Origin of the sequence: Pseudomonas sp. PIC25, from assembly GCF_002286785.1 — a bacterium.
Taxonomy (GTDB): domain Bacteria; phylum Pseudomonadota; class Gammaproteobacteria; order Pseudomonadales; family Pseudomonadaceae; genus Pseudomonas_M.
This window is the reverse complement of record NZ_MUJY01000067.1, coordinates 35,635-55,185: the sequence shown is the minus strand read 5'-3', so window position 1 is coordinate 55,185 and position 19,551 is coordinate 35,635. Positions and strand designations below refer to the sequence as shown.

The window sequence follows — 19,551 nt, the reverse complement described above, 5'->3', positions numbered from 1 at the left end:
TTCGCAGGTGACCCGCAGCCCGACAGGCCCCGGAAAACGTGACTTGCCGGTCCGTGATGGCGCTTGCAGTTCAGTGCACAACCGTTAACCTTGGCGCCCGATTCGCCGCCGTGAGGGAGCACAGCGGCCCGACCCACGGCGCGGCTTCGCAGGCAGGCGCCCTTAGCCAAGGCATCTCCGCACCATGCTGAGTTTTCTCCCCGCCGCCCTGCGCGGTGTGCTCGCCGGCTTGCTGCTGGCGCTGAACACCCTGTTCTGGTGTTGGCCCCTGTTCGCCGTCACCTTGTTCAAGATTCTGCTGCCCTTCGGGCCGACCCGGCGCCTGTGCAATGTGGCGATGAGCTTCATCCAGGAATCCTGGATCAGCTGCAACAAGGGCTGGATGGCCCTGGTGCGGCGGACCCGCTGGGATATCCAGGGCCTGGAACCGCTGGACTACCAGCACTCCTACCTGGTCACCAGCAACCATCAGAGCTGGGCCGATATCCTGGTGCTGCAATACATCCTCAACCGGCGCATCCGCCCGTTGAAGTTCTTCCTCAAGCAGGAGCTGATCTGGGTCCCGGTGATCGGCCTGTGCTGGTGGGCGCTGGATTTCCCGTTCATGAAGCGCTATTCGAAGGCCTACCTAGCCAAGCACCCGGAGAAGAAAGGCAAGGACCTGGCCACCACCCGCCGCGCCTGCGCCAAGTTCCGCCACAACCCGGTGGGCATCTTCAACTTCCTCGAAGGCACCCGTTTCACTCCCGAGAAGCATGCCGAACAGGCATCGCCGTTCCGCCACCTGCTCAAGCCGAAGGCCGGCGGCATCGCCTTCGTCCTCGATGCCATGGGTGAGCAACTGGAATCGCTGGTCAACGTGACCATCCACTATCCCAGCGGCAATCCGAGCTTCTGGACGCTGCTCAGCGGCGGGCTCGACGAGGTGGTGGTGCGTTTCGAAGAACTGCCGATCCCACGCGAATTCATCGGCAAGAGCTATGACCAGGACGAGGCTTATCGCCTGGCCTTCCAGCAGTGGGTCAATCGTCTGTGGGAAGACAAGGACGCCCTGCTCGATCGCTTGCACGCTGCTGGCGAGTAACGGCGTGGAGCCTCGCAACGCGGGGCTGGCGCTTACTCTCTGTACGCGGGAATCCGCACTCCCGGATTGCGCTTCGCTTCTCCGGGCTACAGGTATGGGCCCACACGGAGATTCGAAAACCTGTAGGAGCGAGCTCTGCTCGCGAATCGGTGCATCGCCGAACATGTGAATCGCCCGCAAAGCTGGCTCCTACGTCAAGCCCCTCCGCGCACGGCCCCGCGTTCCCCGGCCACCAGCGCGTTCCAGTCCAGTTGCTGCGGAAACACCGAAGCTACCTTGGCCGGCAGTCCCGGAGCGACGAGGTAGCCCTGCATGATGTTGCAGTCATGGGCGATCAGCCAGTCGCGCTGCTCCAGGGTTTCCACCCCTTCGGCGATCACCTCCAGCCCGAGGTGGCGGCCAAGATCGATGATGGTGCTCACCACCGCCGCATCCCGTGGCGATTCGAGCATGTTGGAAATAAACAGCCGGTCGATCTTCAGCGTGTCCAGTTCGAAGTGGCGCAGGTAGGCCAGCGACGAATAGCCGGTGCCAAAATCGTCGATGGCGATGCGCACACCCAGATCGCGCAGTTGACGCAACTGCTCGCGGGTCACATCCAGATCCTGCATCAGGGCGCTTTCGGTGACCTCTACCTCGAGCTGGGCGGGCGCGAGCCCCTTTTCGTCCAGCACCCGGCGCAGGTCGTCGACCAGCTTGGGCATGCTGAACTGCACCGGGCTGACGTTTAGGCTCATCACCAGGCCATTGCCGAACACCGGCTGCCAGTCCCGGCATTGGCCGATGCCATGCTGGAAAATCCAGTCGCCCAGGCGGTTGATCAGCCGGGTTTCCTCCAGCAGCGGAATGAACACACTGGGCGCCACGGTGCCGGCGACCCGGTGCTGCCAGCGCAAAAGCGCCTCGAAACCACGCAGGCGGCCGCTGTCCAGGTAAATCTGCGGCTGATAGACGAGAACGAAATCGTCGTGCTCGATGGCGCTGCGTAGACTTTCTTCCAGCATCAGCCGCGACCGCGCCCGGCCGTTCATCTCCGGGGAGAAGAAGCGATACTGCTGTCGCCCGGCCCGCTTGGCCTCGTACATGGCCATGTCGGCGGCGCAGAGCAGGCCGTCCACCGTCTGCCCACACTCGGGAAAACAGGCGATGCCGACGCTGGCGCCCATGGTCACCTCGATGCCATCCACTTCATAACGGCCCGACAGGGTTTCGATCAGCTTTTCCGCCACCCGCGCGGCGTCTTCCGGGTGGCCGAGGGAATCGAGCAAGGCGGTGAACTCATCGCCGCCCATGCGCGCCAGGGTGTCGTAAGGGCGCATGCAGGCGCGCAGTTGATCGGCGACCCGGCGCAGCACCATGTCCCCGGCGGCGTGGCCGAGGGAATCGTTGATGCGTTTGAAGCCGTCCAGGTCCACATACAGCAAGGCCATGCGCCGGTTGTTGCGTTCGCTGTTGCTGCTGCGCTCGATCCGCGCCAATACGGACTCCAGCGCCTGGTGAAAGCCCCGCCGGTTGAGCAGGCCGGTCAGGGCATCGGTGATCGCCTGGGATTCGAGCTGGGCATGCAGGTCGCGCACGGTCGACATGTCCAGGACGATCACCACCATGGACTGTTGCAACTGCGGCAACGGCGAGCAGGACAGCGCCACCGGCAGCAGCTCGCCGCCCCCGGTGCGCAAGGCGGCGTCGTGCAGGCGGTAGGTCTCGCCCTGGCGCCAGTGGTGATAGAACTCGGACTCGCTCCAGCGCAGCGGCATTTCCGGGCTCGCCAGGTAGCCGAGCAGGGCCGTGCCGCGCAGCGCCTCCACCGTAGTGCCGAGCATGCGCGCCATGGCCGGGTTGGCAAAGCCGATGCAGCCCTTGTCATCCACCACCAGGATGCCTTCCGCGGCATTTTCCAGCACCGAGGCGTTGAACGCGCGGGCGCTGTCCAACTGCTGGCTGAGCATCTGCAGCTCATGGCGATTGCGCTCGTGCTCCAGCAGCACGTTGATCTTGTAGCGCAGTACCTGTGGGTCGAACGGTTTGAGCAGGAAATCCACCGCCCCGTTGGCGTAGCCATGCAACACCGAGTCGTGGGTGTGGGCGATGGCCGAAATGAAAATGATCGGTGTGTAGCGGGTCCGTGGGTTGCCGCGCATCAGGCGCGCCACCTCGAAGCCGTCCATCTCCGGCATCTGCACGTCCAGCAGCACCAGCCCGACGTCCTCTTCCAGCAGGCAGCGCAGGGCGGCCTGACCGCTATCGACGCAGCGTACCTCCCAATCGCCGTCGCCCAGCAACGCCTCCATGGCCACCCGGTTCTCCTCGCGGTCATCCACCACCAGCAGCACCTGGTTCTTGGGCACCGGCTTAAGCTGCGCTAGCACCATCGCGACCTCCCGGTTTGTCCAACCACCGATACAGCACATCGAGCAACTCCTGGCGTCCCACGGGCTTGGCCAGGTAATCGTCCGCGCCGGCCTCCAGGCATTTCTCCCGGTCGCCCTTCATCGCCAGCGCGGTCAGGGCGATCACCGGGGCGCGGCAACCGTGTTCTTCCTTGAGCAGGCGGATCGCCGTGTAGCCGTCCATGTTGGGCATGGCGATATCCATCAGGACCAGATCGAATGGCTCGCGCAGGAACAGCTCGATGGCCTCCTGGCCGTCCCGCGCCGGCATCACCAGCAGGCCGACCTCGTCGAGCAGCGCGGTCATCGCGTAGATGTTGCGCACATCGTCATCCACCAGCAGCACCCGCCGCCCTTGCAATGGGCTGAACGCCTCGCCGATCGGGACCGGTTCCCCCACGCTGGAAAGGAACCCCTGGACCGCGGCGCTCAGCGCGCTGAGATCGTCGCCCGCCTTGCGCACCACCACCGCCGAATAGCGTCGCAGGCGTTGCAGGGCCTGCTGGGTGACATCCACGCCGGTGTTGATCACCACCCGCGCGTTCTCCAGCGGCCGCAACCGGTGCAGGCTTTCCAGCAGATCGAAACCGTCCTGATCGGGCAGGTCGAGATCGATCACCAGGGCGGCGAACGCATGCTGCCCATAGGCCTTCCGCGCTTCCTCGGCGCTCCCCGCGGCAACCACGGTGAAGCCCAGTTGCCGGAGGTGCCCGGCGTAGTGCTCGCGCTCCCACTCGACATCCTCCACCAGCAACAGATAGGGCAGCGTCTGGCTGAGCAGGGTCAAGTCTTCGAACACGTGCTCCAGTGCCTCCCGATCGATCGGCTTAACCAGATAATGGGTGTCGTCCTGCCAGTTCTGCGGCTGCGGTACGCAGGAAATAATATGGACTGGCGTACCACGATGCTGGTTCAGGCTGCGCAGGCGCCGGTAGATTTGCCAGCCACTGACGTCCGGCAACAGGATGTCGAGAATGATCGCGGCGAAACGCTCCTGCTGGAGCAGGTCGAGCGCCTGCCTGCCGGTCTGGCAGAGCACGCTGGAAAAACCGTGGGCCTGGGCCGCCTCGGCCACCACCGCGGCGAAATTGGCGTCGTCTTCGATGATCAGCAGCGCCGGCCCCTCGCCAGCGCGCAACGGACCGCTCCCGGCCGTACTCTCCTGGGTCTGCGGCAGCGGGATGATCGGCAGCCTGACGATGAAATGCGAGCCCTCCCCCGGGGTGCTCTCGAGTTGGATGTCGCCATCCAGTACATCCACCAACTGGCGGGTGATCGCCAGCCCCAGGCCGGTCCCGCCGAAGCGCCGGCTGGTGGAACCGTCGATCTGCTGGAACGCCTGGAAGATTCGCTCGTGCTGCTCGGCCGGAATACCGATGCCGGTGTCGCTGACCTCGATGCGCAGGGTCTGGCGCGTATCGTCCGGGCCGGGCCCGCAGGACACCCGCAACGCCACCTCGCCGTGTTCGGTGAACTTGAGCGCGTTGGACAGCAGATTGCGCAGAATCTGGTGCAGCCGGCCACGGTCGCTGTAGATGGTGCGCGGCACGTCCGGATCGACGCTGCTGTGCAACTGCAGACCTTTCAGCTCGGCCATCGGCCGCAGGCTGGCATCCAGCTCCGCCAGCATGTCGTGGACGGTCACCGGCTCCAGCTTGAGCTGGACGCGTCCGGCCTCGATCTTCGCCAGGTCCAGCACATCGTTGATCAATTGCAGCAGATCGCTGCCGGCCCGGTGGATGATGTCGGCGTGCTTGATCTGCTTTTCGCTCAAGTTGCCGGCGCTGTTCTGCTTCAACTGGTCGCTGAGGATCAGGATGCTGTTCAACGGGGTGCGCAACTCGTGGGACATGTTGGCGAGGAATTCCGACTTGTAGCGGTTGGCCACCGCCAGTTGCTCGGCCTGGATGCGCAGGCGCTCCTCCGCCGCCTTGCGTGCACTGATGTCGATGATCACCGCCTGCACCAGCACGTCGTCGCCGCTACGCAGCGGCGACAAGCCCACCTCCAGCGGGATCGAATGACCGTCGCGGTGCTGCCCGAACAGCTCGCGGTTGCCACCCATGCGCCGCGGAGTCGGCGCACGCAGATAGCCTTCGCGCAGCCCCACGTGGATTTCCTGCAGGGCGGACGGCAACAGGACCTCCACCGGCTGGCCCAGCAGCTCGGCACGGGGATAGCCGAACATCTGCTCCGTCTGCTGGTTGGCCATGGCAATCCGTCCCCGGCTGTCGACCAGCACGATGGCGTTCGGCGAGGCCTCCACCACCAGGCGGAAGCGCTCCTCGGCCGCCTTGCGCGCACTGATGTCGATGATCACCGCCTGGACCAGTACATCCTTGCCGCTGCGCAGCGGAGACAGGCCCACTTCCAGCGGGATCGAGCGACCGTCGCGGTGCTGCCCGAACAGCTCGCGGTTGCCGCCCATGCGGCGGGTTTCCGGGCTCTTCTGGAAATTCTCGCGCAGCCCCACGTGCGCCGCGCGCACGGCGTCGGGCATGAGCATTTCCACCTGCTGCCCGAGCAACTCGTCGCGGGAATAGCCGAACATCACCTCGGTCTGCCGGTTGACCATGGCGATACGGCCGCGGCTGTCGACCAGCACGATGGCGTTCGGCGAGGCCTCCACCACCAGGCGGAAGCGTTCCTCGCGCTCGCGCAGGCGCTCGCCGAGCAACTGGCTGCTGGCCAGCGTCCGCTCCCGCAGGAAGAGGTAGCCGCCGATCAGCAGCGCCAGCAAGGCCGACGCCAACAGGCCGCTCCACAGGCTGAACGACAGATGCCGCCCGCCCAGTGCGCGCTCGTAGGCCGGCATGCTGCTGACCGTCAGCCGCCAGTCGCGGCCATAGAGATTCAGATCGCGGCTCATCTGAAAGCGGGGTGCCTTCGGGCCCACCTCCTGGGCGCGGAGCAGCGGCGTGCCGGTGGCCGCGCTGTCGAACAGTTCGATGTGATAGAGCGTGCCGGTGGCCCCCAGCACGCCACGTAAAAGGTCATCGACCCGGAATGCGCCGTAGACCATACCGGTCAGCGCTGCCCGCCGTTCCTCCGGCGTGGTGATCGGTGATTTCGGGCGATAAACCGGCAGGTAGAGCACCACGCCCTGGGCATCCTGCTCGGTTTCCTGGCGCAGCCGCAACGGGCCGGTCAACACCGCCTCGCCGCTGTCGCGAGCCGCCTCGATGGCCTGCCGGCGTGTGGCCTGGCTGAACATATCGAAGCCCAGCACGCGGCTATTGCGCCAGTCCATCGGGTGGATGTAGCGGACGAACACATAGTCGTCCCGCTTCCCCTCCGGAAAAATCCGTACGGCACCGCTGGCGAGCCAGACGTCCAGCCCGCTGCCCGGCAGATAACGCCCCCAGCCCAGCGCCTGCATGCCCGGATAGCGCTCCTGCAGGCGCAACTGGTCGGCGGCACGGTGCCAGGCTTCCTCGCTCGGCTCGGCATCGTCGACGAACAGCCCGGACATACCGCGCAGTACCATTTCGTAGGCCCGCATGCGGTTGAGCAGACTCTGCTCGACGTCGTCCACCGCCAGCTCGAAACGCTGCTCCTGCTCATGGCGGTTGCTGTCTTCCAGCGTCCGCCACTGCCAGGCGACCAGGCCGCCGAGCCCAACGAACACGACCAGCGCCACCAGCAAGGGCAACCAGGACCGCAAAGAGGAGAAAAAAGCAGGTTCGTCGTCCATGCGAGCTCCGAATCCCTGACCGATACCATCACCGGCAACACAGTGACGGCCTTGCTGAGCAGTCTAGTCAGGAATCCATCCCGCGGCGTTTTGCCACCTGCCCGGCGATGGACGGCTATCGGAGCCCCAAAATGAAAAGCCCCCGATAACGGGGGCTTCATGCGCAACCGGGGAGCTTACTGCTGACCGGCCAGCGGGCGCAGGTTGATTTCCACGCGACGGTTCTGTGCCCGGCCGGACTCGGTGGCGTTGCTCGCTACCGGCTGGTCCGGGCCGGCGCCACGGGTGGTTACGCGCATGCCGTTGACACCCTGGGCGATCAGGTAGTTGGCCACGCTCTGCGCACGGCGCTGGGACAGCGTCATGTTGTACTGGCGGGAGCCGGTGCTGTCGGTGTGGCCGACGATCTCGATGCTGTTCTGGTCGTACTGCTTGAACGAGGTCGCCAGATTGTTCAGCGGGGTGTAGAAGTTGCTGGCGATATCCGCCGAATCGGTGGCGAAGGTGATATTGCCGGGCATGATCAGGGTGATGTTGTCGCCCTGGCGCTGCACTTCCACGCCGGTGCCCTGCATGCTGCGGCGCAGCTCGGCTTCCTGCTTGTCGGCGTAATAACCGTAACCGGCACCGGCCGCACCGCCGACGGCGGCGCCGATCAGCGCGCCCTTGCCACGGTTGTCGTGGTTGATCGCCGCACCGGCGATGGCACCGGCCAGGGCGCCGAGACCGCCGTATTTCATCGTCTTGTTGGAGCCGGCCGGCTCCTGGGCTTCATAGGGATTCTGCGAGGCACAGCCCGCCAGCAGGGTAACGACGGTGGCGGCGGTCAGCAAACGACGTGCAGTGGACATGGATCGACTCCTGAGATTTTCTTACCCAACCCTCTGGGCTGGCCGCGATTAGAACATGATGGCAGATTAAAATTCCGTGCCGTCGCCATCAGTTGCTGGCATTCGATTCGGTCGAGCGGGGCCCGCTCAAGCACGGACGAACGGGTTCTCTCGCATCTCGTCGCCCAGCCGGGTATCCGGCCCATGCCCCGCGACCACCGTCGCCTCCTCGTCCAGGCAGTACAGGCGCTGCTTGATCGAACGCTCGATGCTGGCGTAATCGCCGCCCCACAGATCGGTCCGCCCGATCCCGCGGCGGAACAGCGTATCGCCGGCAATCAACAGTTTAGCCTCGGGGAACCAGAAGCTCATCGAACCGGGCGTATGCCCCGGCGTGTGCAGCGCCACCCCGCACCCGCAGGCCAGCGCCTCATCGTCCTGCAACCACTGGTCCGGCGCCGGCACCGGCGTGTACGGCACGCCGAACATCCGGCACTGCATCTCCAGGTTGTCCCAGAGAAACTGATCGTCCTGATGCAGGTGCAGCGTGGCGCCGGTCTTCTCCTTCATCTGCCCGGAGGCGAGGAAGTGATCGAGATGGGCATGCGTGTGGATGATGCTCACCACCTGCAAGCCGTGGGCCTCCAGACGCGCCATGATCAGCTCGGGATTGCCACCCGGATCGACCACGATGGCCTTCTTGCTTACCGGATCGCCGATGATCGTGCAGTTGCACTGCAAAGGCCCGACAGGGAAGGTTTCGCGGATGAGGGTGGGCTGGGGGGATTGCATGGGATTTCCTGCGCTTAACGGGCGATGGCGCTAAGCGTGGCGGCAACGGGCCCAGGTTTCAACCTTGAAGGTCTGTCGCGCGGCCTTTCGGAGCGGCATCGTCACTCCGCCTCATCCTCGAGGCAGTCCTCCAGCCGGAGCAATACGGGCCTTTCGAACACCCATTCCTGATGCCAGCGCCTGCGCCGCAGCCGTGCGGTGACGAAGCGTTTGTACGGCTCCGGCCTCATCGGGCGTTTGCGCCCGTGGCGGTTGTGGTTGCAGAAGGTGCAAGCGGCGACGATGTTGTCCGGGTCGTCCCCTCCTCCCTCGCTGCGGGCTTTCAGGTGCTCGGCGGTGCAGCGGAAGCGGCCGGTGCGTTCGATGGGGATGCCGTGCTCGCGGGCGAAGGCTTCCGGGCTTTCCAGCCACATGGAGGCGCCGCAGTAGAAGCAGCGGCCGTTTTGGCGGAGGTAGGCGCTCAGGCGGGAAATTGTCAGAAGGCGGGGCATGGATGCCTCCCGGACCCAAACGGCGGGTGAAGTGTGGTGCGCTTGGCTTCTACTTCCATGCGGATTCCTGCACTATGGTCAGCGGATTCGATTTGAACAAAATTCAAGACAAACAAAAGATATAAGTTCAATGAACTATGTTCAAGGGATTTTTATCTTGCGCACCGATAGATTTTTGAATGATCAGAGATCGGCTTATAGCCATATGGGACAGCCAGGGGCTGAGCGCCACCGACCTTGAGAAGTTGACGGGCATCGACAGAAGCAACTGGTATTCGCTACGAAACGGAAGGAGGCGGGCGAACGAGGACGATATCCAAGGTATCGCCAAGGCTTTTCCGCAGTTTGCTTACTGGCTGACAACAGGATTGACCGCTCCCGAAATCGGCCAGATCAGCCCCGAGCAGGAACAGTAAGCGCTCATCTGCCAGAAACACGGGCTTCGCCAGCAAGCTGGCTCCTACAAAGAAGCACTGCGTGGAGCCGCTGGATCAGACGAATTCATTCGCCCAGCGGGGCCGAAGCGGGTGCATGTGGTCGCCCCTGCCCATTTGCCCACCCCACCTCCGCCCCCTCACCCTGCCCTCTCCCCAGAGGGGCGAGGGTATGCGTGGGCTGGCGGCAGCCCCGTGAAACGAAACCTCCGCGTGGCCCGCATTCGCCAGCAAGCTGGCTCCTACGTAAAGCATGGCGTGGGGCTGGGATTCATTCGCCCGGCGGGGCCGAAGCGGGTGCATGGGCGCCCCTCGCTCATTCGCCCCACCTACCTCCGCCCCCTCACCCTACCCTCTCTCCAGAGGGGCGAGGGTATGTGGGGCTTGCGGCTGCTCGGTGAAACGAAACCTCCGTGTGGCCCGCATTCGCCAGCAAACTGGCTCCTACAGGAGCCGCCGCCCGATCTGGCTCCTTACGATCCCCCGTTTCGATAGTCGCTTGGCAGTTTGCCCGTCCATTTCTTGAAGGCGCGGCGGAAGTTGGACGGGTCGCTGAAGCCGAGCAGGAAGGCGACTTCGTGCAAGGGCAGGTGGGTGGTGGTGAGGTATTGCAAGGCCAGGCGTTTGCGCACGTCGTCCAGCACTTGCTGGTAGGTGGTGCCCATGGCGGCGAGGTGGCGGCGCAGGCTGCGTCCGCTGGTGTGCAGGGCGCGAGCGGCGCTGTCGAGGTCGGGGAAGTCGCCGGGGCGGGCCAGCAAGAGCCGGCGGACGCGCACGAGCAGGCCGTCCTGGATGTCGAGGGTAGCCAGCAGGGCTTCGCATTGTTGCTGGCACATCTGCACGGTGGCCGGGTTGGCCAGGGCCATGGGCCTATCCAGGTATCCGGTGGGCAGGCTCAGCCAGTGGAAGGGTTGCTCGAAGACCGGCTCCACGCCAAAGGCCTCCACATAACGCTCGGCATAGCTCGGCGCCGGGTAGGCGAAACCAACCTCGACGCCCTGCAGCTCTTCCCCCACCAGAAAGCGCGTGATGCTGTAGAGGCTGGCCAGCAGGCTCTCGGCGGCGAAACGGCCGAGCGCGCCCAGCGGCATGGTTTCGCTGGCGCGCAATTGAACCCGGCCGTTGTCTTCGACTTGCTCCAGTTCGAAGGCCAACCCCAGCACCCGGTAGTACTTCAGGGCGAATTGCAGCGCCCTTTCCAGGTTGGCGCTGGAGAGCACGGCATAACCGAGGATGCCGTGGCTGGAAAGGTTCAATCGCGGCCCGAGGCGCAGCCCCAGGGCCGGCTCGTTGCAGTGCAGCAGCGCCGCGCTGGCCAGCAGATTGAAATCGATGAAGGAGAGGCGCCCGTTGGGGCTGTCCATCACCTCGGGGCGAACCCGGGCGGCGGCGAACAGGGCCTGGCGTGAAACGCCGAGTTCTTCGGCAAAATCCAACAGCGCGGCGGCATAGGCCACCGGCACGAGTTCGGCGGAAAGATTGAGCGGCTTGTTCATGTTGTTATCAGTCGCTTTGGCCGGATATGACCGTGATCTTGGCTGAAAATAACCTTGTCCGACAAAAATCGGCAAGCCCATAGTCAGGGTCTCGCCATCAGGCTCGGAGAAATGCCATGGCCAGCACCACTCCCAAAGGTTTGGCGATTCGACCGCGCCAACTGGATTTCGATCTGCCGCAACCCATGCCGCGTCACTGGCATGGCGGCGACGCCTTCAAGTCGCATCTGTTCGACGCCATGTCGGTGCTGTTTCCGGACGGCGAACGGTTTTTCATCGATTCGGTGCGGCTGTTCCGCGACAAGATAGACGACCCGCTGCTGAAGGAGCAGATTCGCGGCTTCATCGGCCAGGAAGGTCATCACAGCCGCGAGCATCTGGTGTACAGCCAGCGTTTACGCGAGTCCGGCTATGACGTGGACTATCTGGAGCGCGGCTTGAAACGCCGCCTCGGCTTCATCCAAAAGCATTTCCCGGCGCGCCTGCAACTGGCGGCGACCTGCGCGGTGGAGCACCTCACGGCGATCATGGCCAATGCCCTGTTGACCGACCCACGCTGGCTGGAGGGCGCCGATCCGTCCATGGCCCGCTTGTGGCGTTGGCACGCGCTGGAGGAAACCGAGCACAAGGCGGTGGCCTTCGATGTATTCCAGGCTGTGTGCGGCAGCCCATGGTTGCGGCGGAGGGCGATGTTGCAGAGCACGTTCTTCTTCACTGTGGATACGCTGAAGGGACTGATCCATATGCTCAAGCGCGACGGCCTGCTATGGAACTGGCGTGTGTGGCGCGATGGCCTGCGTTGGCTGTGGGGCCAGGATGGCATCTACCGGCCGCTGGTGCGGGTCTACCTGGATTTCTACAAGGCGGATTTCCATCCGTGGCAGCACGACAACCTGCATCTGGTGGAACGCTATCGTCGCGATTTCGACCCGGAGCCGGGCAGCACCTGAAGGGTATTTCGAGCATGCACCACCTGGCCGGATATGACCGTTACATTGGCTGATGTTAACCTTTTCGCTCCTTTCCTCCTTGCCCATAGTGACCACTCGGTTTCCACCTGAAGTCAGGAGTCACTATGGCCAGCACCACCCCGGAAGGTTTGCAGATTCGTCCGCGCCATCTGGATTTCGACCTGCCCAGCCCGTTGCCGCGCCACTGGCATAGCGGCGATGCCTTCAAGACGCACCTGTTTGACGCCATGTCGGTGCTGTTTCCCGACGGCGAGCGCTTTTTCATCGACTCGGTGCGGCAGTTTCGCGACCAGATCGACGATCCGGTGCTGAAGGAACAGATTCGCGGCTTCATCGGCCAGGAGGGCCATCACAGCCGCGAACACTTGGTGTACAGCCAGCGCCTGCGCGATCTCGGCTATCAGGTCGAACGCATGGAGCGCCGCGCCCAGGCCCGCATCCGCTACACCCAGAAGAAGCTCTCGCCCCGTCGCCAGTTGGCGGCCACCGCGGCGCTGGAGCACATCACCGCAATCATGGCCGATGTCGTGTTGAAGAACCCCGAGCCGCTACACGGTGCCCACCCGGCCATGGCCCGCCTGTGGCGCTGGCATGCGCTGGAAGAGACCGAGCACAAGGCGGTGGCGTTCGACGTGTACAACCAGGTCTGCGGCAGCCGCAAGCTGCTGCGCCGGGCGATGCTGATGGGCACTTTTTTCTTCGTGCTGGATACCACGCGCGGGCTGGCGCATATGCTCGAGCGCGACGGTCTGCTATGGAACTGGCGCGTGTGGCGCGACGGCCTCAAATGGGCCTGGGGCAAGGACGGCGTGTTCCGCCCGCTGGTACGCACCTACCTGGACTTCTTCAAAGCCGACTTCCACCCCTGGCAGCACAATAACCTCGACCTGCTGGATCGCTTCCGCGGAGAGTTCGAGCCGCAGGCCAAGGCGGCTTGAGTTTCGCATCGGTCGAATGAATTCGACCCTACATCCGTTGCCCGAAATAAGCCACCGGCGCAATCCGGGCATGCATTACCCGGATTGCGCCTGCTCATCTTCTCAACCCTGCAAGAAACGCAGGGCGTCGGCGGCGGTGCGTTCGGGGATTTCCTCCATGGGGATATGGCCCACGCCGGCGTATGTTTTCACCTGAATGCCGGGCAGGTCGCGCTGCCAGAGCGGCACGTGCTTGGGCGATATCCAGCGGTCGCGGTCGCCCCACATCAACAGTGTTGGCGCCTGGATTTTCGCTACCCGCTCCGGCGTCGTGTGCAGCTCCTCGCGGTTCACCTTCAGCAATACGCGGAAGATATCCATCATCGCCCGGCGGTTGCCCGGACGGCGGGTCAGGTCATAGTAGCGGTCGACCACGCCCGGCTTGATTCGCCCCGGCTCGCCGTAGACTTCCTTGATGCCCTGGGCGATGAGCGCGCGCGGCATCCACAGCGGCATGGCCCAGGTCGCGCCCGGCAGCGCGGCGGCGGCGATCATCCAAGGCACCTTGGCCATGGGGTAGCCGGCGGGGTCGATGAGCACCAGTTTGTCCACCCGCTCCGGCGCGGCGAGGGCGAAATTCCAGGCGATATAGCCGCCCAGCGAGTTGCCGGCGATGCTGGCCTTGGCGATGCCGAGATAGTCGAGCAGCAAGCCGAAGACGCGCATCATCCGCTCGGCGGAATAGTCTCCGTCGCGCTTCGGCCCGGTCAGGCCGAAGCCCGGCACGTCGAAGCGGATGATCCGGTAATGCGGGGCGAAGGCGCTGATCCAGCCGTCCCAGGTATGCAGGGAGGCGACCACACCGTGGATCATCACCAGCACCGGTTTGTCGCGGCTGCCTTCGTCGCGGTAATGGACGTTAAAGCCATCCAGCTCGATAAAGCGCGAGCCGCTGTCCGGGCTGGCATAGCGGGCCTTCAGCCGGTCGAGCGGCAGGGCGCCGAAGCCCAGGCGGGCGAACCCGACCGCCAGCGGCGGCATCAGGGAGAGGCTTGAAGCGGACATGCAGGCACCTCGGTTTCTTGTCGTTATCCGGAGGTTTATCAGAGCATGGCCACGCTCCATTGGACGCCCAACCTAGGTAGTGCCGTGCGCCCGATGGGGTGACGCCGGACGCCGCGCCGGCTACGCTGGGCCACGCCTTCGCAGGACTTCGATTGCCATGAAACCGCCCCGCCGTTCGCTCTGGCCGCTGGCCTTTCTTCTGCTCGCGTTCCTGCGCCCGCTGGCCGCCGCCGATCTGTTCTACCTCGGCCAGAAGATCCCCGATATCGACAAGCCCTGGGCCAGCGGTGACTACCAGTTGCTCATCGATGCGCTGGCGAAGATCGATACGACCCAGGCCAATGCCCTGCCCCGCCGCAACGGCGAGTTCACCGGGCCGATCTACCGGCGGATGGTGAACGAGGAGAATTTCCGCCCGCAGCTGAATATCTACGCGCCGCTGGAGCTGCGTCAGAACGAGGCGCGCGAGGTGCTGTTCCGCCTCAAGGAGCTGATGCGCCTTTACTTCGATTTCCGTGCCGCGCAGCAGCCCTATGGCGCGGAGGCGCTCGGCCTGATGACCTATTCGCTGCGCCAGCAGGCGGTGCTGTTCACCCTGACGGTGGAGTTCTGGACCACCCTGTCGCAGACCGAGCAGAGCAACCCGGTCCGCCTGCAAGGCTTGCAGGAAACCAAGGCCGCCGCGGCCATGCTAACGTCCAGCGCCCTGGATTATCTGGACCTCACCCGCCAGTTCGCCCGCCAGGACCTGGTGCTATACGGGGCCGAGCTGGGCAAGCAGTTGCCCGAGCTGTTCGTCCATCTGCGCAGCGATGTACGCCAAGAGCTGCTGGCACGCCTCACGAAATTGGCGGAACAGCATCCTTACGCGGAAGTGCGCACCAGCCTCGGCGAGACGCTCCCGGTGCTACAGGCGATCCAGGCGGACGTCGAGCAGCAACTGGCCCAGCCGCAACCGGTGGGCAAGCCTGCCGCCAAATTGGATCTTTCCGTTCCGCAGTGATCCGCTGGGCGAATAAATGCCTCCTACATCTGTAGGAGCGAGTGCTGCCCGCGAATCGATGGTTAGACAGTGCTCAGCGCAACAATCCCAATCCCTTGGCCCTCGCCACCGCCTGGGTGCGGCGCTCCACGCCGAGCTTGCTGTTGATGTGGCGGGCGTGGGTTTTGACGGTGTGCAGGGAGATGAACAGGCGCTCGCTGATTTCCTGGTTCGAACAGCCCTGGGCGATCAGGTGCAGCACGGCCAGCTCGCGGGAGCTGAGGGATTCGGCCTGGCCACTGGCAACGCCGCTCTCCGGAGGGCTGGCGACCTCATCGTCGGGTAGACGGCGCAGCAAGGCGTCACGCAGATCGCCTGTGGCCTTCGTCAGCAGTTGTTCGCGAAACCAGCCTGGTTGCTGTTCGAGCAGATCATGGAAGGGCAGCAACGCACCGCCGGCCGCCGCCTCCAGGCTGGCGCCGAGTTGCTGTTGCGCCTCGCGCTCGCGTCCGCCGGCACGCAATAGCAGGGTCAGGCGCACCTGGGCGATGATCGCGAACAACTGGCCGCCCGCCGACTGCGCCCGCTGGCTGAGGCCGCGCAGACGGCGCTCGGCCTCGACCAGGCGGCCTTGCAGCCGCTCCAGGGTCGCCCGGTGCAGTTCGATATGCAACGGCAGTTGCGGGTGGAATTCCGGTGCGGCGGCGGCTTGCTCGCCGCCGTAGGTTTCCGCCAGGCGCTCCAGCCAGGCTTCGGCCAATTCCAGTTGCCCTTGTGCCAGCCAGAGTTCGCATTTCACCAGGGTGATCATCGCCAAGTAGTAGATCGGCGGCACGTCCCAGATGTGCATGAGCCGTTCGGCCTCGGCGAGCAAGGCGAAGGCTTCGGAAATCCGTCCGCCGCGCCCTTCCAGGCTGGCCAAGGCACAGAAACCGAGGAGCAGACTGATATCGCGGCACGCCCGCGCCTCGGCGATACCGGCCTGCAGGCGGATTCGAGCCTTGTCCGGCTCCAGGCGGACCGCCATCAGGTAGCCCTCGTAGAGCGTCAGGCGCGCCCGTGCCGCATACAGGCGCTGGGCCGGCAGCCCGTGCAGCCGCTCCTGTCCCTGGTGCACCTCTTCCAGGGCGCGCAGCACTTCGCCACGGGCCTGGAGTACCCGGCTGCGGTCGTAATGCGCCAACGCTTCGAACAGGGGATTGCCGACCCGCTGGGCCAGCTCCAGGGCTTCGCGGTTGAGGCCACGGGCGCGCCAGAGATCGCCCCGGACGATCGCCAGGTTGCCCAGCATCGACAGGCTCATGAGACGCTGGCCGAAGCGATCCTGCGGCAGGGCCGTCAAGGCTTCGCTACAGAACTGCTCGGCGCGCCGGCTGTCGCCGCGCCCACGGGCGATCAGGCCGCTCAAGGCCAGCCATTGCGCCAGCAGACCGCGCTGCTCGGTCTCGGTCGGTGCCGGCAGGAAGTTGGCCAAGTGGCTCGCCAGTTCCTCCGCCGCATCCAGTTGGCAGGCCAGGCCCAGGGCCCAGCCGTACAACAGGATCAGCCGGGGCGTGCTGGCCAGCAGGCTATCCGGCAGGTCCATCTTCCAGCGCAGCAGCATCGCGACGTTCTGCTCGGCCAGCAGTTGTTCTTCGGAGAGGTTCTGCACCAGGCTGGCCGCCACGTCCGGCTGGCCGGCGCGCAGGGCCTGGTCGATCGCCTCGTCGAGCAGCCCCTGGGCGCTGAACCAGCGGCAGGCGCGCAGGTGAATGCTGGCCCGTGGCAGGGTCAGGCGGTTGTCCGGCCGCGCCCGCAGCAGGTCGGTAAACAGATGGTGGTATCGGAACCAATGGCCGTGCTCGTCCAGCGGCACCAGGAACACTTGATGCGCCTGCAGGTGCTGGAGGATGGCGGCGCTGTCGTGGGATTCACGCACCGCATCGCAGAGCCCGGCGCAGAAGCGCTCCAGGCAGGCGGTCTCGTAGAGGAACGCCTGTACGTCGGCCGGCTGGCGTTCGATCACTTCCTCGAGCAGGTAGTCGCGGATCAACCCCTCGGCGCCGTGAAGTGCGCGATCGAGGCCTTCGGCGCTTTCCGACTCGGCGGCCAGCAGCCACAGGCGCAACCCCGCCACCCAACCCTCGCTGCGCTGGACCAGGCTCTCCAGGGCCGCCTCATTGAAGCGCGCTCCCTGGTTACCGAGCAGCGCGGCCACTTCGTCGCGGGTCAGGCGCAGGTCCTGTTCATTGAGTTCGAGCAACTGTCGCTGGAGCCGCAACCGGGCCAAGTGCCAGTCCGGCCGCTGGCGGCTGGTGACCAGCACGACCAGCCCATCGGGTAGGTGGTTGAGGAAGAATTGCAGGCAGCGGTCGAGCACCGGCCCCTGGGCCAGGTGGTAGTCGTCCAGCACGAGCAACAGCGGGGCCGCGGGATCGAGCCGTTCGGCCAGTTCGTCGAGCAGACCGTCCAGCCACTCCTCGAAGGCGAACGGCTGGTGGCGCTGGCGCATCTTCAACAGACCCAGCGCCTCGTCGCCCAGGCCAGGAAAAAACTGACGAAGCCCATCGAGCATGCGTTCGAGGAAACGTCCCGGGTCGCTGTCGCGCCGGCTGAGTCCTAGCCAGAGACTGCGCCAATCGTCCGGCAAGTGCTGGCAGAACTCGATGGCCAGGGAGCTCTTGCCGAACCCGGCCGGCGCGCTGACCAGCAGCAGGCGCCCGCCCAGCCCGGCAGCGAGCCGCTCGCACAGCCGCTCGCGCCGCACGTGCCCCGTTGGCAGCGGCGGACGGAAGAAGCGTCCTTCGGCGGGCGATGGAGCGGGTGAAAGCGCGGACGTACCTGGCTGGAAAGGCATCATTCAGCGAATCGGTGTCTCGGAAACTGAACGTTCCGCAGCCTAGCCGCTAACCCGTGGCATTTGAAGCCTTTAAAAGCAGATTGCCGCCATGCGTGATGAGCGGCCTGCGCTTCCGTTGATCCACGACAAGAATTCGCGGGCATGAAAAAGCCGGCCCGAGGGCCGGCTCCTTCCGTTCAACGAAGCGCGATCAGCGTACGCCTGCCTGACGCAGGGCAGCCGGGGTGTAGTCGCTTTCCGCAGCGGTGTAGTTGAAGTCGTAGGCCTGTTTCTCCTCGTTCTTCATACCCAGAGCCAGGTAGCGGCCGGACAGCAGGTCGTAGAGGGCTTCCAGCGTGTACCACGGCACTTGCTTGTCGTAGTAGTACTGGGAATGCGCCTCGGCGACGCGCCACAGGGTGCCGCGGCCGTCGTAGTGGTCGATGGCGGAGGCTTGCCAGGTGTCCTCGTCGATGAAGAAGTCACGCTTGGCATAGATGTGGCGCTCGCCCGACTTCAGGGTCGCAGTCACGTGCCAGACGCGGTGCAGCTCGTAGCGCGACAGGTCCTGGTTGATGTGGCCGGCCTTGATCACATCGGCGTACTTCAGGCTCGGGGAGTCGAGCTTGTAGCTGTTGTACGGGATGTAGATTTCCTTCTTGCCGTTCAGCTTCCAGTCGTAGCGGTCCGGCGCACCGTTGTACATGTCGAAGTTGTCCGAGGTACGCAGACCGTCCGCGGCGGTACCCGGACCATCGTAGGACACCTGCGGCGCGCGACGGACACGGCGCTGACCGGCGTTGTACAACCAGGCCAGGCGCGGCTCCTTCACCTGGTTCAGGGTTTCGTGCACCAGCAGCACGTTACCAGCCAGACGCGACGGTGCGGTCACACGCTGCTTGAAGTAGAACAGCACGTTGCTCGGCTTGTTCGGATCGTAGTCCTTCAACTTATCGCGGAAGGTGAACTCGTCCTGGAAGTACACCAGGTTGTAGGAGCCGTTCGCCTGCGGCGTGGCCTGGGTCACCAGACGGCGCACGCTGCCGCCGCGATAACGGGTGATGTGGTTCCAGATCACTTCCAGGCCGTTCTGCGGAATCGGGAACGGGTTGGCGGTGCGGAAGTTCTCCAGGCCGTTACCGCCCTCCACCAGCTTGGTGTTGGTGGCATTGTACTGGGTGGCTTCGAGCACATTGGCCGGCAGCGTGGCGGAACGATGGCTCGGGTAGACCGGCATCTTGTAGCTGTCCGGATAGCGCTTGAACATCGCCTGCTGGCCGGGGGTCAGCTTGTCCTTGTACTGCTCCATGTTCTGCGCGGTGATGGTGAACAGCGGCTGCTCGTTGGCGAAGGGGTCCGCCAGGAACCCCTTGGCATCCACGGCGCCGGCGTTCTGCGGCAGACCGCCGGTCCACTCGGGAATGGAACCATCGGCATTGCCCGCCTTTTCCGCCCCCACCGGCGTCAGGCTGGTGCCCAGCTTGGCCGCTTCGTCGGCAGAAACCGCAGCCATGACGCTGGTAGCCAACAGGGACAGCGCCAGGGCACCGGTTTGCAACAGACTTTTTGTTGTTTTCATTTGCATAG

General features: G+C 64.8%; 14 protein-coding genes. 5 read left to right on the top strand and 9 right to left on the bottom strand.

Translation table 11 applies throughout. The features are described from left to right. Positions 1 to 184 precede the first annotated feature (184 nt). Positions 185 to 1,084, top strand: coding sequence for an acyltransferase (locus tag BZL41_RS08095; protein WP_095598814.1), 900 nt, complete (start codon positions 185 to 187; stop codon positions 1,082 to 1,084). Between the two features lie 194 nt (positions 1,085 to 1,278). Here the strand turns inward: BZL41_RS08095 and BZL41_RS08090 are convergent, their stop codons facing one another. The 5 genes from BZL41_RS08090 to BZL41_RS08070 all read right to left on the bottom strand — a co-directional run bounded on the left by BZL41_RS08090 (position 1,279) and on the right by BZL41_RS08070 (position 9,281). Next, on the bottom strand, positions 1,279 to 3,456 hold the full coding sequence (locus BZL41_RS08090) for a bifunctional diguanylate cyclase/phosphodiesterase (protein ID WP_095598828.1): 2,178 nt from the start codon (positions 3,454 to 3,456) through the stop codon (positions 1,279 to 1,281). Then, positions 3,437 to 7,168, bottom strand: coding sequence for a PAS domain S-box protein (locus BZL41_RS08085; RefSeq protein ID WP_095598813.1), 3,732 nt, complete (start codon positions 7,166 to 7,168; stop codon positions 3,437 to 3,439). Before BZL41_RS08085 ends, BZL41_RS08090 begins: the two co-directional genes overlap by 20 nt. 176 nt (positions 7,169 to 7,344) lie before the next feature. After that, complete coding sequence (locus BZL41_RS08080) at positions 7,345 to 8,019, bottom strand: OmpA family protein (RefSeq protein ID WP_084335606.1); 675 nt, start codon at positions 8,017 to 8,019, stop codon at positions 7,345 to 7,347. 126 nt (positions 8,020 to 8,145) lie between these two features. After that, positions 8,146 to 8,790 (bottom strand): MBL fold metallo-hydrolase, encoded by a 645-nt coding sequence (locus BZL41_RS08075; protein ID WP_095598812.1) that lies wholly within the window; start codon positions 8,788 to 8,790, stop codon positions 8,146 to 8,148. A gap of 101 nt (positions 8,791 to 8,891) precedes the next feature. Then, on the bottom strand, positions 8,892 to 9,281 hold the full coding sequence (locus tag BZL41_RS08070; protein ID WP_095598811.1) for an HNH endonuclease: 390 nt from the start codon (positions 9,279 to 9,281) through the stop codon (positions 8,892 to 8,894). Positions 9,282 to 9,460: 179 nt separating this feature from the next. On the opposite strand from BZL41_RS08070, the gene BZL41_RS08065 reads away from it, so the two are divergent. Then, entirely contained in the window at positions 9,461 to 9,697 is a 237-nt protein-coding gene (locus tag BZL41_RS08065; RefSeq protein ID WP_095598810.1) for a helix-turn-helix transcriptional regulator, read from the top strand. A gap of 491 nt (positions 9,698 to 10,188) precedes the next feature. On the opposite strand, the gene BZL41_RS08060 is transcribed toward BZL41_RS08065, so the two are convergent. Further along, positions 10,189 to 11,211, bottom strand: a complete 1,023-nt coding sequence (locus BZL41_RS08060) for an AraC family transcriptional regulator (protein ID WP_095598809.1) — start codon at positions 11,209 to 11,211, stop codon at positions 10,189 to 10,191. 116 nt (positions 11,212 to 11,327) lie between these two features. On the opposite strand from BZL41_RS08060, the gene BZL41_RS08055 reads away from it, so the two are divergent. Together BZL41_RS08055 and BZL41_RS08050 are read left to right on the top strand one after the other, a co-directional pair. Beyond that, complete coding sequence (locus BZL41_RS08055) at positions 11,328 to 12,161, top strand: metal-dependent hydrolase (RefSeq protein WP_095598808.1); 834 nt, start codon at positions 11,328 to 11,330, stop codon at positions 12,159 to 12,161. A 125-nt stretch (positions 12,162 to 12,286) separates the two neighbouring features. Then, a complete protein-coding gene (locus BZL41_RS08050; RefSeq protein WP_095598807.1) occupies positions 12,287 to 13,120 on the top strand; it encodes a metal-dependent hydrolase in 834 nt (277 codons plus the stop codon). A gap of 102 nt (positions 13,121 to 13,222) precedes the next feature. Here BZL41_RS08050 and BZL41_RS08045 read toward each other — a convergent pair whose 3' ends face one another. Next, positions 13,223 to 14,164: an alpha/beta fold hydrolase gene (locus BZL41_RS08045; RefSeq protein WP_095598806.1), complete on the bottom strand. Its 942-nt coding sequence runs from the start codon at positions 14,162 to 14,164 to the stop codon at positions 13,223 to 13,225. A gap of 157 nt (positions 14,165 to 14,321) precedes the next feature. Here BZL41_RS08045 and BZL41_RS08040 point away from each other — a divergent pair, with 157 nt between their 5' ends. Continuing rightward, positions 14,322 to 15,167, top strand: coding sequence for a hypothetical protein (locus tag BZL41_RS08040; protein ID WP_095598805.1), 846 nt, complete (start codon positions 14,322 to 14,324; stop codon positions 15,165 to 15,167). Positions 15,168 to 15,240: 73 nt separating this feature from the next. Here BZL41_RS08040 and BZL41_RS08035 read toward each other — a convergent pair whose 3' ends face one another. Together BZL41_RS08035 and BZL41_RS08030 are read right to left on the bottom strand one after the other, a co-directional pair. Beyond that, entirely contained in the window at positions 15,241 to 17,985 is a 2,745-nt protein-coding gene (locus BZL41_RS08035) for a LuxR C-terminal-related transcriptional regulator (protein ID WP_095598804.1), read from the bottom strand. Between the two features lie 190 nt (positions 17,986 to 18,175). After that, positions 18,176 to 19,543, bottom strand: coding sequence for a DUF1329 domain-containing protein (locus BZL41_RS08030; protein ID WP_095598803.1), 1,368 nt, complete (start codon positions 19,541 to 19,543; stop codon positions 18,176 to 18,178). Between the last annotated feature and the right edge of the window lie 8 nt (positions 19,544 to 19,551).